Annotated in this window: 10 protein-coding genes; 8 read left to right on the top strand and 2 right to left on the bottom strand. The window is 55.2% G+C overall.

The annotated features are described in order from the left end of the window. Positions 1-82 precede the first annotated feature (82 nt). The 8 genes from RRF56_RS00665 to RRF56_RS00630 all read left to right on the top strand — a co-directional run bounded on the left by RRF56_RS00665 (position 83) and on the right by RRF56_RS00630 (position 10,652). Entirely contained in the window at positions 83-1,174 is a 1,092-nt protein-coding gene (locus RRF56_RS00665; RefSeq protein WP_317033483.1) for an ATP-binding protein, read from the top strand. 500 nt (positions 1,175-1,674) lie between these two features. Continuing rightward, on the top strand, positions 1,675-2,964 hold the full coding sequence (locus RRF56_RS00660; protein WP_317033482.1) for a glycosyltransferase family protein: 1,290 nt from the start codon (positions 1,675-1,677) through the stop codon (positions 2,962-2,964). 9 nt (positions 2,965-2,973) lie between these two features. Beyond that, the gene (locus tag RRF56_RS00655; protein ID WP_317033481.1) at positions 2,974-4,236 is read left to right on the top strand and encodes a glycosyltransferase family 4 protein; all 1,263 of its coding nucleotides are present in this window, start codon (positions 2,974-2,976) and stop codon (positions 4,234-4,236) included. A gap of 4 nt (positions 4,237-4,240) precedes the next feature. After that, on the top strand, positions 4,241-5,542 hold the full coding sequence (locus RRF56_RS00650; RefSeq protein ID WP_317033480.1) for a glycosyltransferase family 4 protein: 1,302 nt from the start codon (positions 4,241-4,243) through the stop codon (positions 5,540-5,542). After that, positions 5,539-7,401 (top strand): ABC transporter ATP-binding protein, encoded by a 1,863-nt coding sequence (locus RRF56_RS00645; RefSeq protein WP_317033479.1) that lies wholly within the window; start codon positions 5,539-5,541, stop codon positions 7,399-7,401. Before RRF56_RS00650 ends, RRF56_RS00645 begins: the two co-directional genes overlap by 4 nt. Before the next feature lie 10 nt (positions 7,402-7,411). Next, positions 7,412-8,428 (top strand): aminoglycoside phosphotransferase family protein, encoded by a 1,017-nt coding sequence (locus tag RRF56_RS00640; RefSeq protein ID WP_317033478.1) that lies wholly within the window; start codon positions 7,412-7,414, stop codon positions 8,426-8,428. A gap of 188 nt (positions 8,429-8,616) precedes the next feature. Next, complete coding sequence (locus RRF56_RS00635; RefSeq protein WP_317033477.1) at positions 8,617-9,972, top strand: sensor histidine kinase; 1,356 nt, start codon at positions 8,617-8,619, stop codon at positions 9,970-9,972. After that, the gene (locus tag RRF56_RS00630) at positions 9,969-10,652 is read left to right on the top strand and encodes a response regulator transcription factor (protein WP_317033476.1); all 684 of its coding nucleotides are present in this window, start codon (positions 9,969-9,971) and stop codon (positions 10,650-10,652) included. The genes RRF56_RS00635 and RRF56_RS00630 overlap by 4 nt, the downstream gene beginning before the upstream one ends. Positions 10,653-11,019: 367 nt before the next feature. On the opposite strand, the gene RRF56_RS00625 is transcribed toward RRF56_RS00630, so the two are convergent. Both RRF56_RS00625 and RRF56_RS00620 read right to left on the bottom strand, forming a co-directional pair. Then, entirely contained in the window at positions 11,020-12,180 is a 1,161-nt protein-coding gene (locus tag RRF56_RS00625; RefSeq protein WP_317033475.1) for a HAMP domain-containing sensor histidine kinase, read from the bottom strand. Between the two features lie 561 nt (positions 12,181-12,741). Next, the gene (locus tag RRF56_RS00620) at positions 12,742-16,608 is read right to left on the bottom strand and encodes a PAS domain S-box protein (protein ID WP_317033474.1); all 3,867 of its coding nucleotides are present in this window, start codon (positions 16,606-16,608) and stop codon (positions 12,742-12,744) included. Positions 16,609-16,625 lie beyond the last annotated feature (17 nt).

Raw genomic sequence — 16,625 nt, 5'->3', positions numbered from 1 at the left:
TTTTCCTCAAAAGAATGGGGTGCTACTATCCGAGAGTGCCTAGCTCTCACTTATAGCACTAAAAAATAGTGCTCATGCCAAAATGATTAATCCGTTTGTGCCCCAGGCCCTAGTTTGCCGAGAAAACGAACTGGAGCAAGTCTGCGCTCTGCTGCGTCAAGACAGTGATTTTGTGGTGATTGGGGTGCCGGGCATTGGCCGCCGCACCCTAATTCGCAATGCTGCCCGTCAGGAAAAATCACGCTGTCTCGAAATCGATTTGCTGCGCTGCCGCAATGCGAGTCAGTTTCTGCGATTTTTGGCCGATGGCATCATGGGGGCATTCTCAGAACCAGGCGAAATTGCTCAAATTCAGCAGTGGAGTCTGAATCAGCCCCTGAGTGTTGATTGCACCCTGGGGGCCGAGGCGCGGCTGGTGTGGCCTAAGCCCCCAGGCAAAGAGTGGCCCCTGTTTCAGTGCCTGCTGGCGCTGCCCCAATACCTGGCAGAATGGCTCGACTGCCAGGTGGTGATTATGTTTCACAACTTTCCCCACATGCGTTCGTGGGATCGTCAGGGCAAGTGGGAGAGTCATCTACGTCAGGAGGTTGAGTACCAGAGCCGGGTCAGCTACGCCCTGATTGCCACGGTAGCCGAACCCTGGATGATCGCCAGCCAGCTGCCGGTAATTGCCCTCACCCCCCTGAGCGATCGCGACCTGCAACCCTGGGTAATCAGCACCTTAGCCACGGCGGGCCTCAAGTTCGACCCTGAAAGCCAAGCCCTGGAGCTATTTCTCAGCTACGTGCAGGGTCACATGAAAGATGCCATTACCCTGGCCCAGCGCCTGTGGCTCACCTGCACTGCGATCGCCTCGCCAACGCCTGAGCTCATTCAAGCGCACCAGGTGCACAGCACCATGCTGGCCCTGGTGCAAGATATGGCGGTCACCTTTGAAGCGCTGCTGCTGTTGCTGCCCCCCACCCAGGCCCGCGTGCTCGAAAGCCTGGCCCTCGACCCCACCGGTAGCCCCCAGTCCAGCGCCTACATCAAAAAACACCAGCTTTCACGGGGCGGGGGCTTGCAGGGGGCGCTCACCAGTCTGGAGCAAAAGGGTTTGATCTATGGCCCTCAGTTTGGCTACCGAATTGCCCTACCGATGCTCCATTTTTGGCTGAGGCAGCGCCTCCGCTGAGGATCGATCGTCATCATCAACTCTGCCAAGTAGTCCCAAGTCAAAAGTTGTGCTGGGCCAATAGAATCGCGAAGCCATTGCTCTGATGGGGCTTGACTGCAGCAGAGACTTCCCAAAGAGCCATACCTGGAGGTGTAGCCTGTCTTGTTGGTGCAGACCATTGGGTCGATGGAAAGCCCAATCCAGGAAGAATGGCGGGAACTTCGAGATGAAAACGTTCTCATACAACCTTCACCTAGGCCTTAGAGACGGCCAATAGTCTAAAAATACTTAATCTTGACTTAACCAGAAACCTGCTGGCCTAAGGTTTTGGGGAGCCAGGGCAAAAGTCCCTGCCATGCTCTGAGCACAGTCAGTTTGTAATTTGGAGAGCCTTCTCCTTAACCTTACTTGTCCACTGAATGTCGAATTGCGGATAGTCCCCAAGCCATTTTGTCTACTGAGCCGTAAAGGAGCATCCCTTGTTTTCAATCAACTCGACTAGACTTTCCCTTGCCGGGTTGCTTCTTCGTACCGGGGAAAATCCTGACTCCTCACTGTTGTCAGATATTAAGGGGAAATCCGACGCTCCTTCGAGTGGCAATCAGGGGCGGCGGCGGTGGCGCATCGTGCTCTATTCCCACGACACGATGGGGCTAGGTCACAAGCGACGAAATTTACTGATTGCTCAAACCTTAGGCAGCTCAACCATTGACTCCGACATTTTGATGATCAGTGGCATGCGCGACGCCAGCGATGTACCCACGCCCGATGGGGTGGACTGCCTGACTCTGCCCGCGCTCCAGAAACGTGAGGATGGGCAGTATCAGTCCCGACGGCTGGGGTTGGAACTGAAGGAGATGATCGGGCTGCGATCGCAACTCATCCGCACCGCCGTCAAAAGCTTTCAGCCCGATGTGCTGATTGTGGACAATGTGCCTCGCGGCGCTATGCGAGAACTGGATCCCACCTTAGACTATGTGCGATCGCAGCCCCACATCCGCTGTGTTTTAGGATTGCGGGATGTGCTAGATACCCCTGACACCGTGCGACGAGACTGGCGACGGGCTGACAGTCTCGCTGCTCTGCGCCACTACTACGACGCCATCTGGATTTACGGCGACCCTAGCCTGTACGACCTGCGGCAAGAATACGACCTACCAGCAGATATCGTCGCCAAGATGCGGCCCCTGGGGTACCTCGATCAGCGCCCTCGCCTGAGCTATATGCGTCCCAACCTACGGGCTAGTCTAGAAGCGCTCAACCTGCCCCAAGACAATCTGGTGCTGTGCTTGGTGGGGGGCGGTCAGGATGGCACTGCCCTCGCCCAGGCGTTTGCCCAGACTACCTTTCCCGCAGGCATGACCGGTGTGCTGGTAACTGGGCCGTTTATGCCGCCCGCCGTTCAGCAAACTCTCTTCGAGAGAGCATCCCACAATCCCCAACTACGCATTGTAGATTACCTCGAAGAGCCAACCCTGCTGCTAGAACAGGCCAGTCGGGTCGTTGCCATGGGCGGCTACAATACCACCTGCGAAATTCTGTCTTTCCAAAAACCTGCCCTATTGGTGCCTCGTATCACCCCTCGTCAGGAACAGTGGATTCGGGCCGAGCGACTGCAACAGATGGGCCTGATAGATGTGCTACATCCCGATCACCTCAGCCCTACCGCGTTAACTGAATGGCTTCACCAGCCCGTTGCGCCTAACCAGGTGCGCCCCTCGGTAAACCTGAATGGTTTGGACAATCTGCTGGTAGAGATGCGACACCTGCTGAGCGCCCAACCGATATCCACCCCAAGGGCATCTTGAATTGAAACCATGACTACTCCCAAAATCGCCTACATCGTCAAACGCTACCCGCGTTACTCCGAGACCTTCATCGTCAATGAAATTCTGGCCCATGAGGCGGCAGGCTTAGACCTACACATTTTCGCCCTGCGCCCCCCGGCAGACACCCATTTTCAGGACAAAATTGCCCGAGTGCGAGCGCCGGTAAGTTACCTAAAAAAGCCTGTCCAGGGGCGCATGAATGCTTCGATCGCCACTCTGGCCCCCAATGCGGCCACCTACTTTTGGGCCGAACTGCAACAAGCGGCTAACGTGATGCCGGATTTATGGCCAAAGCTGGGCTATGCCGCAGGCGAGCGATCCAGTGTGGTGTATCAGGCGGCCTGGTTAGCTCAGGAAATTCGGCAGCGGGGCATCACCCATCTGCACGCCCATTTTGGCAGCGTCGCCACCAGCGTCGCCCGGTTGGCCGCCCACTTTGCCGATGTGCCCTACAGCTTTACAGCCCACGCCAAGGACATTTTTCACAATGACGTGGATCCGGAGGATTTGCGGCGAAAGCTGCGGGATGCGGCAACGGTGGTGACGGTCAGCGATTATAACGTGGCTTATTTGCGGCAGCAGTTTGGGCCAGATGCCAGGAACGTCCGTCGCATCTACAACGGTATGGACTTAAGTGAGCTGCACTACCAGCCCCCGGTGCAGCGGGCACCGCGCATCCTATCCGTATGTCGGCTGGTGGAGAAGAAAGGGCTGACCTACCTAATTGAGGCCTGCGGACTGCTGAAACAGCGGGGCTGTGAGTTTACCTGCCAGATTGTAGGCAGTGGGCCGATGGCGGAAGATCTGCGATCGCGTATTACTGCCCTTCACCTCAATGATTGGGTAGACATCGTCGGCCCCCGTCCCCAGGGAGACGTGTTTGCCTTGATGCAGCAAGCCGCCGTGTTTGCCGCCCCCTACGTGATTGGAACTGATGGCAATCGGGATGGTTTGCCCACGGCCCTGCTTGAAGCCATGGCCCTGGGCACTCCCTGCGTGGCCACCGAGGTCACCGGCATTCCCGAAATTATCCGAAACGGAGAAACGGGGCTGCTGGTAGCTCAGCGAAACGTGGAGGGGTTAGCAAACGCTTTGCAAACGCTGCTGACTCAGCCAGACCTGAAAACCGCGATCGCTACCCAGGCCCGACACCTGATCGAAACTCAATTCGACATTGCCCACAATGCAGCCGTGCTGAGAGATTGCTTTCAACCTTCCACCGCTGCCGCACCCGCACTACAGGAGGTCTAGAGTGATGCACATTGCCTACATCTGCGCTGATCCGGGGATTCCTGTGTTTGGCCAGAAGGGCTGTTCTATTCATGTTCAAGAGGTGATTCGTGCCTTCCAACAGCAAGGGGCAACGGTGGAGCTGTTTGCTGTGCGATGGGGTGATCAAACTCCGGCAGATCTGGCGGGCGTAAAGGTGCATCGCCTACCCCCCATCCCCAAAGGAGAGGCGGGGTTAAGGGAGCAGGTTGCCCTCACGATCAATCCCGATTTGCAGGTTGAGCTAGAACTCAGTGGCCCCTTTGATCTGATTTATGAACGCTACTCTCTCTGGAGCTACAGCGCCATGGAGTTTGCCCAAACTGCGGGAATTCCCGGCATTTTGGAAGTCAATGCGCCTCTGATTGAAGAGCAGGCCGAGCACCGTGGCCTAGTGCATCGGGAGCAGGCGGAACGCGTAGCTGAGTGCGTGTTTCGTGCTGCCCAGGGGATCGTGGCCGTATCTAAGGAAGTCAAAGGTTATCTGAGCCGTTGGGGCATGGCCGATAAAGTGCAGGTTATTCCCAACGGGGTGAATCACCAACGCTTTACCACCGATCTAGAACCTGCCATTCCCAAGGGTTCAGATGCCTTCACCATTGGCTTTATCGGTTCTCTGAAGCCCTGGCACGGGCTCTCCCATCTGGTGAACGCCTTCGCCAAACTGCATCAACGGGTTCCTCAGGCTCGGCTACTGATAGTGGGAGATGGCCCCCAGCGAGATACCCTGCAAACCGATTTGGAGCAAAGAGGCTTGCTCCCCTTTGCCCACTTGACTGGAGCAGTATCCCCTGAGCAGATTCCTGCTTTCCTAGCGTCGATGGATGTAGGCGTCGCGCCCTATCCAACCCATTTAGATTTCTACTTTTCCCCTTTAAAGGTAGTGGAATACATGGCGGCGGGGTTGCCGGTGGTGGTCAGCGATATTGGGCAGTTGTCCCATCTGGTCACCCACCGTCATACCGGGTGGCTGTGTCCTTCGGGGGATGAGGGTGCGTTGGCAGCTGCTCTAGAGGAGCTGTGGCAGTCTCCGGAACTGCGGCAACAACTCGGACAGGCGGGGCAGCAACACATCCTTGCCCATCACACCTGGGAGAAGGTGGCACAGCAAATTTTGGCCATGGCTTTTGGACAGGGGTCTCCTGAGCACCAAAATCAAATCCCAGAGCCAGAGCAAGCCCCTCTTGGGAGGGGCAGGGGTGGGTGCGCCCAGTCTCTGCAACCCACCCCGCCCTCGGGGCACCCCTCCACCAAGGGAATGGTTTACCAAGAGAACGTGAAACGATGAACCGAACGGCTCCGATTCAACAAGCGATTCCTGGGCTGTGGCGCGTTGTGCGTCATTTCTGGCCTGATATTCGTCCCCAGTGGCCGCTGCTGCTGGTCTCTGGCATAGCGCTGCTGGCTGAAGTGGGGCTGCGAGTCCTGGAGCCCTGGCCCCTGAAGGTCATCTTTGACTACGTGCTGATGTCGCCCCAGGGTGGTCGAGTGCCCTGGCCCCCGCTAGAAGCCCTGGATCCGGTGCTTCTGTTGACGGTAGCAGTCGCGAGCATGGTCGCGATTACTGGACTGCGGGCGATCGCAGCCTACTGGAGTACCGTCAGCCTAGCGATCGTGGGCAGTCGGGTGATGATGCGGGTACGCGATCGCATTTACCGCCATCTGCAGCGGCTTTCCCTGGGCTATCACCACCAGGCTCGCAGCGGCGATTTAATTATCCGAGTCAGCAGCGATGCCAGCCGATTACAGGAAATTTTGCTGACAGCCGCTCTACCCCTGGTGTCCAGCCTTCTGACCCTGACCGGCATGGTTATCGTCATGGTCTGGCTCGATTGGCAGCTGACCCTGCTCTCCCTGGTGACCTTTCCTCTGTTCTGGCTGACAGCCACCCGGTTGAGCCAACGGATTCGCCACGCCTCCTACCAGCAGCGACAGCAGGAGGGAGCCGTAGCGGCGACAGCGGCAGAATCGTTGGCGGCGATCAAGCTGGTGCAGGCGCTGTCTTTAGAAAATGCCTTTGCCGATATCTTTGCCCAGCAAAACCGCCGCAGCCTGGAAGACACTGTCGAAACCAAACGTCTCGCTGCCAACCTGGAGCGCACTGTGGATGTGCTGATTGCCCTGGGAACCGCCCTGGTGCTCTGGTACGGTGCCCACCTGGTGATTCAAGATGCCCTTACCCCAGGAGATGTGCTGGTGTTTATGACCTATCTGAAGAACGCCTTTAAGCCAGTGCAAAACTTTGCTAAATACACCGGCCGCCTGGCCAAAGCCGCCGCTTCCGGGGAGCGTATTTTGAATGTACTGGAGCAAACCCCAGAGGTGGATGACCTGCCCCATGCCCAACCCGCTCCCATCTTCCAGGGAGCGGTGCGGTTGGAAACTCTTCATTTCGGCTACGAACCAAGCCATGAGGTGTTGAAGGGCATCACCCTCTCGGTACGCCCCGGACAGCAGGTGGCGGTGGTGGGGCCTTCCGGCAGCGGTAAATCTACCCTGATGAGCCTACTACTGCGGCTCTACGATCCGACAAAAGGACGGGTGCTGATCGACGGGCGCGATATCCGCGACTACACCCTAGATAGCCTGCGCCCCCAAATCAGCGTCGTACTGCAAGAGAGCCTGCTATTTGCCGCCACCATTCGGGAGAACATCACCTACGGCATTGCCAGGGTCAGCGATGCCGACATTGAAGCGGCTGCCCGGTCAGCCAATGCCCACGAGTTCATTACCGCTTTGCCCCAGGGTTACGACACGGTAGTGGGGGAACGGGGGGCAACTCTGTCCGGTGGGCAGCGGCAGCGGCTTGCGATCGCACGGGCCGCCATCCGTCACACCCCCATCCTGATTCTCGACGAACCCACCACCGGCCTTGACAAAGCCAACGAGCAGGCCGTGGTAGATGCCCTGCGAAAACTGGCTCAAAATCGCACCACTTTTCTCATCACCCACGACCTCAACTTGGCGACTCAGGCCGATCAGATCCTCTACCTCGAACAGGGGCAGGTGCTGGAACAGGGCACCCACCAGGACTTGATGCGACGAAATGGGGCCTACGCGGCTTTGTTCAAAATGCAATCTGCAATTCGAGAGGACGCTGTGGGGACGTTTGGCCCAATGCCCCCACAAAACACCCACTTTGAATAGGGGTTTTTCCATGCCAGATTCGTCGCTAGATCCGAAGATTCCTTTTTTGCAGGACGCCCTCGACTCACACCAGGCTCAGGGGCAACTGCAATCCACCCTTCCTAACCTGCGTGCAGTCACGGCCTCCACCCTGGTTCGCCACAAGCCTGGACGACGCGCTTTGATCGAGTACCAGATCGACACACTAGATGGCCCCCTCACCCTCCTGGGCAAAATTCGCGCCAAAGGCACCGACTGGAAGAGCTACGAAGTCCAGCAAGCCCTATGGAATCAAGGCTTTGCCGCCGATAGCCCTGACGGTTTCTCCGTTCCCGAACCCCTGGGCGTCGTCCTTGACTGGCAGATGTGGCTACAGCGAAAAGTCCCCGGCATTCCCGCTACAGATATACTGCCCACGCCTGCTGGCATCCCCCTCGCCCGTAGCATGGCTACCTTGGCCCGCAAACTTCATCACACCGCCATCCCTACCACCCAAGCCCACACCCTAGCCGACGAACTCCGCATCCTTCACGATCGCCTTCCCCTGGTAGCTGACCAGCATCCCCAATGGCGATCGCGCATTGAAATCATCCTTCAGCACTGCGACACCTTCGCCACCACACTCTATCCAACCAGCCAGCCGCCCACCCTCATCCACCGCGACTTCTACCCCGATCAAATTCTCGTAGACCACCACCGTCTCTGGCTCGTAGACCTCGATCTCTGCTGCCAGGGAGATCCGGCCCTCGATATCGGCAACTTCATGGCTCACATCACCGAGCAGAGCCTGCGGCAGATGGGCGATTCAGCGGCCATGGATGCTCAAGTAGCCACATTGAGAGATACATTTATTCAAGCCTGGATTTCCTCCAGTGCGGCTGACCCTACTGCTGACCCAAACCAACTTCCTATGGCCATTGAGCTTTACAACGTACTGAGCTTAGTTCGTCACATTCATATCAGTACCCGCATCCCTTCTCGTCGCCATTTAACTGAAGAAATTTTGATTCTCTGCGAAATCCGGCTGCAAAAACTTGTGTTGGCCTAAACTCACCTTAAGTTTTGGCTGCAAACTCTTCAAAGGGACAATCGATGGGGCCAAGGGATGGGATCGTTAGACTAAATTCTACAGACTTCAAAGCAAGTCGACGGTGGCAAATTTTTGGAGCAGCCCGTACCCGCATTCTCATTTGGTACCTGGTGCTGATGTCTCTTTCTAGCTTCACCTCAGTACTAGTGGTTCGACAGATTTTGATTGCTAGACTGGAGGAACGGGTTCAGCAGTCTCTACAGCAAGAAATTGAAGAATTTCGCCAGCTTAGAGGTGGGAACAATCCGGGCACTGGACAACCTTTTAATGACGACATTGAAGCGATATTTGATGTCTTTTTATCTCGGAATATTCCTGAAGATGGCGAGTATTTAATCACCATTGCCAACGAAGAGTTTTACCGGGCCAGTTCTCTAGCATTACCAGCTGCCGTCAAACCCAATGCGCCCCTAGTACAACGGTGGGCAGGGTTGACCATGCCCAGCAAAGGGATCGAAATGACGCCCTCGGGCCTGGTGCTATACCAGGCAGAACCAGTACGGCTATATTCTGAATCTGAACTGAACTCGACAACCGGACAAATCGGCGGCGTTTTTGTCGTGGCCTACCTGACATCAAGAGCACGGAATGAAGTAGATGAGGCAGTGCAGATTGTCACTCAGGTATCGCTGATGGTGCTGGCGATCGCATCTCTGCTGGCGTGGCTTGCTGCTGGTAAAGTACTGGCCCCCCTGCGACTCCTCAGTCAAACCGCTAGATCTATCAGCGAATCAAACCTGACGGAGCGTATTCCAGTTCGCGGCAGCGGCGACATTGCCGAACTGGCCGTCACTTTCAACGACATGATGGATCGCATTGAAGCTATCTTCAACAGCCAGCGGCAGCTCCTCAACGATGTTGGCCACGAATTGCGCACCCCCATCACCATCATTCGAGGCCATCTAGAACTGATGGGCTCTACCCCTGAAGAGCAGCAAGAAACCCTCGATATTGTGCTAGATGAGCTGGATCGCATCAGCCGATTTATCAATGAGCTAATGCTGTTGGCTAAAGCCGAACGTCCTGATTTCTTAACTCCTGAGTTAATTGACCTGACCCTCTTCACAGAAGAACTCTTCACCAAAATCACGGCACTGGCGGATCGTCGCTGGCGGCTTGACTTCCTGGGAACTGGCCAGTTCATTGCCGACCGCCAGCGCCTGACGGAGGCAATCGTCAATCTGGCACAGAACGCCACCCACCACACCGAACCGGGGGATACGATTGCCCTCGGATCAGCGTTGCGCCAGGGACAGGTTTATCTCTGGGTGAAAGACACCGGTGAAGGCATTGACCCCGCCGACCAACAGCGGATCTTTGAACGCTTTGTTCGTGGCAACAGCCGCAAACCTCATCCAGAGGGCACTGGCCTAGGCTTATCCATTGTGCAGGCCATTGCCCAAGCCCATGGCGGTAAGGTTGATCTAAACAGCCAACCCGGCCAGGGGTCTACCTTTACCCTGGCTCTACCTGACAAGCTAGCCCGAGAGTTGCCATTGTGAGCCGAATCTTAATTGTGGAGGACGAGCCCCGGATCGTCTCATTTTTAGCCAAAGGGCTACAGGCCAACGGATTTACTACCACCCATGCGGTCAACGCAGCTCAGGCTACTGACTTTGCCCTCAGTGGCGACTTTGACCTGATGATTCTCGACCTGGGCTTACCTGATAAAGACGGCATGGTGCTGTTGAATGAGCTACGGGGACAGGGTTTTAGCCAGCCCATCATCGTGCTTACGGCAAGGGATGACATCCACGACAAAGTGAATGGGTTCGAAGCCGGAGCCGACGATTACGTCACCAAGCCCTTTCGGTTTGAAGAATTGCTGGCCAGGGTCAAAGCCCGGCTGCGCAATATTCAACCGGCAGGAACCTCAAACGACAACATTCTAACCATCGGCCCCATTGTGCTAGATCGGCTCACCCGGCAAGTGCAGGTTTCAGGCAAACTAGTCGATCTGTCAGCCCGAGAATTTATCCTGACCGAAACCTTCATGCGCCATGCCGGGCAGGTGCTTAGTCGAGAGCAATTGCTCGACCTAGTGTGGGGCTATGACTATGATCCGGGTTCTAACATTGTGGATGTCTATGTGGGCTATTTGCGCAAGAAGCTCTACAGCGATTGCATTGAGACCATACGGGGCATGGGATATCGGATGCTGACCTCTTCGATTAAAGACTAGCCCAGTTACATCTCTTGCTAAATCTGCTGCTCTAATGTGATTCTATGTATGATTATCCGCGCATCAGGGCAGCAGCACAATCTCTCGGCAGATCTTTCGTGCAACGTACCAAAATTTGTCCAACACTGCGCTGGACAATTACCACGCAGCTACGTCAGGGCCTCCTATGGGCATAGGTGTAAGGTAAGCCAGAAAGGGTAGTTGCGCGTGCAGGCAACTACTCAACCCACAAGCCTTCAGCAGGTTAAGCTCCTTGCGCACTCGGCTTAATCGATGTCACCTCAGCTACCTCCCAGCAGTGTCATTCTGTCCGTTCAAAGTTAAAACGCGTGAATTTGACGCCGTTTGATGCAGCAGCACCCTAGGCTTACTGACGATTGCCCTCAACCGGACGTAGCTGCGGTAGGCGGACGGTAAACGTTGTGCCCTCTGCCGCCGTCGAAGCGACCTCTACCGTTCCTCCGTGGGCAACGACAATTTCGTGCACAATGTACAACCCCAGCCCGATGCTACCCGGAACGCGCTGCGCTGTCGATTCTGGCATGATGTGGCGCATGAGCGGATCGAAGATTGTGTCCAGCATCTCTGGCGGGATTGGCGACCCTTGGTTATGTACGCTCAAGACCACGGTAGATCCTTCTGAGGTGACCGATAGTTCTACCGGTTCCTCAGCTGACCTGTGCTGCATCGCGTTACCCATCAGGTTGGAGACGACCTGGCGGAGCCGGGCCGCATCCCAGTCGCCTATGAGGTCGTCAGCCGAGTGAAAGCGCAGCGTACGCTGAGGGTAGGCAAGGCAGAATCCTTCAAAGACGTTGCGACAAAGTTTTTCCAGATCGACCGCATCGCGCGTTAGCGGCATTGCGCTGCCTATCCCCGTCGAGGCGAAGTCAATCAGGTCGTCCATCAACCGTGTGACCACCTCCGTGTTCTTCTCGATTATCGACAGCGTTTTGGCAGAGCCTGAGTCTTGATTTGCAGTGCGCAAGACAAGTTGTGTAGCCATGCTGATGCAGTTCAGCGGGTTGCGTAGGTCATGACTGAGGATTGCCAGAAACATGCGCCGTGACTGATCGACGCGATCGGTGTAACTGCCAACGGCTGCGGTGAGCGATTGATCGATCGACTCGTTGAATCGGGTGATGTCGTCGAGGTCGTTGATGTCGATCTGCGGGCAGCTCAAACGCCACAGGCGGAGCACGCTGGCGCGTAGGGCGCGGTATTCAGAGACGACCTCCATAATGTCAAAACCCGAGCCCACACGGGCCGCGCCGTGCAGTACCGAGGCATGGTCGAGCGGGTCGCTCTCCTCGCTACCAGCGCCGCCGTGGCCTTTAGACTTGCTCGACTGCTGGGCAAGGCTTTGGCCGGTCTGCATGTCCAGCGCCGTCCCCCGCAACATCCCCTCGGCGTCGTCACGCAGGGCGAGTTTAGTCATCTTCATCCCAGGCGCGAGACTACGTGCAAACGCTTCCCAGTCCACGAGAATGGGCTCGATGTTCCCAAGAATGAATTCTGCCAATCGCATCAATTGTTCCGTTGAGAACTTCTTAAGAATAGGGGCATGATACGGCTGGGGGTGGTCAAAAAAACGTCAGCCTAGGGTATTTCAGCTTTAGCTTGCTTTAGCGCCCTATTTTGAGCCCTCCGAGATTTCAAAGATCAAAATGAACTCACTACACTAATGGAGTGTTTGTTCCCCACGGCTCCAGCGCTTGGGAGTAGCCCTGATCAGGCCATATTGGCCTGGAGTAGCTGCCCCATGCTACAAAGCAGCATCACAATCTCTCTCGGCAGCCCTTTCGTGAAACGTTCCAAACTTTGTCCTACACCACGTAGGACAATTACCCTCTAGGTGCATCAGCGTAAGCCAGATCGGCGAGCTGCGCGCGCAGGCAACTAGCTTAGGCCACCATACCCTTAACCCGACATTCTGCAGCTTAACGAAATGAAGATTGAATAGAGTGTGCAGCTAGCATTGGGAACGCGCGTTAAAGATCGAGAAGCTGAAGCACTTGGGGTTGATGGTGGTGTTAGTGGAGAAGGTCGAGCTAGCCGAATTGGCACCGCTTGTGAAAATGCACCATCTCTAGACTCGCTTGGGCTTGAGCAGGGTTACAATCTCGCTGACGAATCGTTCTGGCTCTAACGGTTTCGTCAAGTGTGTTTGAAAGCCAACTTCGAGGGCTCTCTTTTGATCGATTTCGGCGGCATAAGCCGTGAGCGCGATCGCTGGCACCGTCCCTCCCTGAGCGGGTGGACGCGAGCGAATCTGCTGCATTAGCCTGTAGCCATCCATGTCTGCCATGCCAATATCGCTGACAATCACATCTGGAATAAGCTGCTCTAACGTTTGCAGCGCTTCTACACCTGAAGCAACGGCTGCTACGGTTGCCCCGTGCTGCTCCAGCAGGAAAGCCTGAAACTCACGAGCATCGGCATCGTCCTCAACGAGCAAAATTTGCACGTTGTCTAAGCGTGTTTCTGAAGCGGATTGAAGCTGGTTTTGTTCAAAAAGGATCGGCGGTGCCTGAGGCAGAGCCGGTAGCTGCACGATGAAGGTCGCACCTTGATGCTCACCGCTGCTCTCTGCGTTGACCTTACCGCCGTGCAATTCCGCAATTTGCCGCACGATCGCTAGTCCCAATCCCAGACCGCCAAATTTGCGAGTCGTGGAGCCGTCTTCTTGGCGAAAATACTCAAACACATGGGGCAGAAATTGCGGGCTGATTCCTTTACCCGTATCGATAACTCGAATTTGGGCCACCGCATTTCCCCTGCCTGCGGCAGCGACTTGCCGTAGTTGAACCGTTACCTGTCCACCATTGTCTGTGAACTTGACCGCATTGCTGAGCAGGTTCCAGACTATTTGTTGCAGTCGAGCAGCATCGCCCGAGACCGGAGCAACGTTTGGGTCAAGATCAAGTGTGATTTGAATATTTTTCGCGTCTGCCGCTAACCTCACGGTTTCAACGGCAGCAGCAATGACAAATGCCAAACTAACTGGAGCGGCTGTTAAAGTGAGCTTGCCCTGCATGATGCGGGAAACGTCAAGCAAGTCCTCAATTAGTTGCGATTGTAGTTTGGCGTTGCGCTCAATCGTGGCTAAGGCATCCATTTGACGGGAGGAGGCGAGTTTACCGTTTCGCAGCAGTTGTGTCCAGCCCAAAATTGGATTCAGGGGCGATCGCAACTCGTGGGACAGCACTGCCAAAAATTCGTCTTTGATCCGGTTGGCGCGTTCTGCTTCTTCTCGTGCCGCTTGTTCTCGCTTTAGCAGGTGCTCTTGTTCTGATTCAGCTTGCTTTTGCTTTGTGATGTCGCGCGAGATTGATAACAGTTGTGCAACCCTTCCCGATGCATCTCGGATGGGAGTGACGATGACATCCCACCACCTCAAGTTGCCCTTTGCCGTGGGGCAGCAGCCTTGAAGTTGACCGGCATTGCCTGCTTGGGCAGATGCAAGCGCGGCTTCTGCACTTTGGCGGTCTTCGTTTTTCCAGAAATCGAGCCATTGGCTGTTCAAAACAGAGGCCGGATCGTCAATTTCTAGGAGATCCAATCCGCCTACATTTAGGTAGAGAAGTCGTCCCTCTAACGTTAAAACTTTGATGCAGTCTTGACTGCTTTCTAGAATGCGTCGCTTCAGTTCTTCACTCTCTTGCAGGTTGGCTTCTGCCTGTTTGAGATCGGTAATATCAGTGTTCGTGCCAAACCAGCGCAAAATCTGTCCTTGCTCATCTCGGATCGGGATGGCACGAGACAGAAACCAACGATAGGTTCCGTCTCTGCTTCGGAGCGGAAAGGTGTCTTCCCATTGCTCACCCGTTTCAAGACAGTAGCGGAAATGCTCAACCACGCAATCGACATGATCCGGATGATGCACCTGTTGCCAGCCCCAACCCTGCATCTCCTCTAAGGTCGTTCCCGTGTAGTCGAACCAGCGCTGGTTGTACCAGAAGATCCAACCAGCCTCGTCTGCCATCCAGGCGAATTGAGACATATTATCTGCCAGAGTGCGGAAACGCTCCTCGTTTTCCCGCAGAGCAATCTCCATCCGTTTGCGTTCGCTGGTGTCGCGAGATGAACCGACAACAGATTCTACGGTGTCATCGGCGGCAAACACTGGGCTCAAAATATATTCAAAGTAGCCCTCGACTCCGGCTGGATTAGTGTAGGCAGCTTCGTTTTTAACGGTATCTCCGGTCTTAAAGACTCGTCGCATATCGTTCAGCACTTGCTGCTCAACGGCTGGGGGATAATCAAGTTCAGCCATTGTCTTGCCAATCGCCTCTGCTGCAGTGATTCCCCACAAGTCGAGCAATTCTTGATTGACGTAAAGAAACCGCCCATCTTGATCAAAGCTAAATATCAATTCAGTGAGGGTCGAAAGCGTTGCATCAAACTTTCGCACTTGACGTTCGAGGTCGGCTGAGGTTTGCCGCAACGCTGCTTCTGCCTGTTTGCGATCGGTGATATCTCGCGTTACTCCTGCGACGGCCTCGACTGCGCCAGTCGCATCAAACATTGGCGCAAAAATATACTCGTAGGCTCTGGTTTCAATCGCGCTCGTGTAAGGCATTTCATCTTTAAGCGGTTGGCGCGTCTCGATCACTTGCTGAATCTGATGTTGCAATCGAGCCGCTAAATCTTCGGGGTAATCTAACTCAAAAAAGTTTTTTCCCAGTGCTTCAGCCGATGCTTTTTGCCACAGGTCGAGTAACGCTTGACTAATGTAAGTGAATCGTCCAGACAAATCGAAGGTATAAATAAAATCGGGGACGGTAGCGGCGATCGCGTCCCACTTTCGCACTTGTCGTTCGAGTTCAGCAGAGGTTTGTTGCACCGTATTTTCCGCTCGTTTGCGAGCGCTGATATCAGTCGATACGATCGCTACCTGACGCATTGCGGCATCGCCGATCCGTGAAACCAAAACGTCGAACCAGCGATCAAGCGCGTCAGCTCGCTCTTCAGTGCGGATGGACTCACCGGTGTGAATGACTTGAGCGTAAAGGTCATTCCAATACTGTTCTTGCCCCGGTACCAGTTCGCTTGCCCTTTTGCCTTCTAGGTTAGCAATACCAGATTGCCGCTTGAAGGCAGGATTCGCTTGCAAAATCTGGTGATCAACTGGCTTGCCATCGGCATCGAAGAGCACTTCAATGGTGCAAAAGCCTTCGTCAATCGACTCGAACACCGTGCGATATTTCGCTTCAGATTTACGTAGCGCGGCTTCAGCACGGGCACGTTCAACCGTTGCCCAGGTCTGCTCTGCTGTCTCTTCAACCCATTTCACCTCGCCCTCTGTCCATTGCCGCGGGGTTGCCTGATGAACCGCCAGCAGCGCCACGAATTGATCCTTTTTGATCAGGGGAACATCGAGATGTGCCGCAATATCGATCGCCCGATACATGGCCTTTTCGCGGTTTGTATATCTGAGGGAGTTCGCTACATTGGGAACGATCGCCGTTCGCCCCGCTCGATGGTCATCGGTCAAATTACGTCCAAACTCGTCTAAACAATATTGCCCGCTCAGCTCGGCAACACCATTTATATAGTTTTTATGGACAATTACGTCCTTGCCGCCCGGCAATACTTCAGCATAGATGACGCGGCTAGCCCCTAAGTGTTCGCCCAGAATCCGGGCAGCGGTGGCTTGAATCTCATCAGCATCGGTTAGCGGGCGCAGTGCCTCGGCAAGGGTGACCCGAAACGCATTGGATTGGGCCGCTTGGCGTAAGGTAGCTGTTTGGGTGCAATTCTGTGATGGCAGAACCGATGCAGCCAGCATCGGTTCTGGGTTTTGAGCTTGATTGAGTTCAGTCAACAGAATTTGCGCTGCCGCTTTCAAGCTGTCCGTCCAGGTTTCGATCGCCCCTAGAGGCGTTTGTGACCAATCGTGCGATCGCAGGAGTGTTTCTATCTCATCACCGCCTTTAAAAGGCTTGTCGGGCATCGCCTGATGTTGCTCTG

It is taken from the genome of Nodosilinea sp. E11, from assembly GCF_032813545.1.
In the GTDB taxonomy this organism is placed as follows: domain Bacteria; phylum Cyanobacteriota; class Cyanobacteriia; order Phormidesmidales; family Phormidesmidaceae; genus Nodosilinea.
This window is presented reverse-complemented; position numbering and strand designations above follow the sequence as displayed.

Coding starts and splice junctions, on each gene's coding strand:
- RRF56_RS00665 (WP_317033483.1), top strand. CDS start 83: ATGATTAATCCGTTTGTGCCCCAGGCCCTAGTTTGCCGAGAAAACGAA.
- RRF56_RS00655 (WP_317033481.1), top strand. CDS start 2,974: ATGACTACTCCCAAAATCGCCTACATCGTCAAACGCTACCCGCGTTAC.
- RRF56_RS00650 (WP_317033480.1), top strand. CDS start 4,241: ATGCACATTGCCTACATCTGCGCTGATCCGGGGATTCCTGTGTTTGGC.
- RRF56_RS00645 (WP_317033479.1), top strand. CDS start 5,539: ATGAACCGAACGGCTCCGATTCAACAAGCGATTCCTGGGCTGTGGCGC.
- RRF56_RS00640 (WP_317033478.1), top strand. CDS start 7,412: ATGCCAGATTCGTCGCTAGATCCGAAGATTCCTTTTTTGCAGGACGCC.
- RRF56_RS00625 (WP_317033475.1), bottom strand. CDS start 12,180: ATGCGATTGGCAGAATTCATTCTTGGGAACATCGAGCCCATTCTCGTG.
- RRF56_RS00620 (WP_317033474.1), bottom strand. CDS start 16,608: ATGCCCGACAAGCCTTTTAAAGGCGGTGATGAGATAGAAACACTCCTG.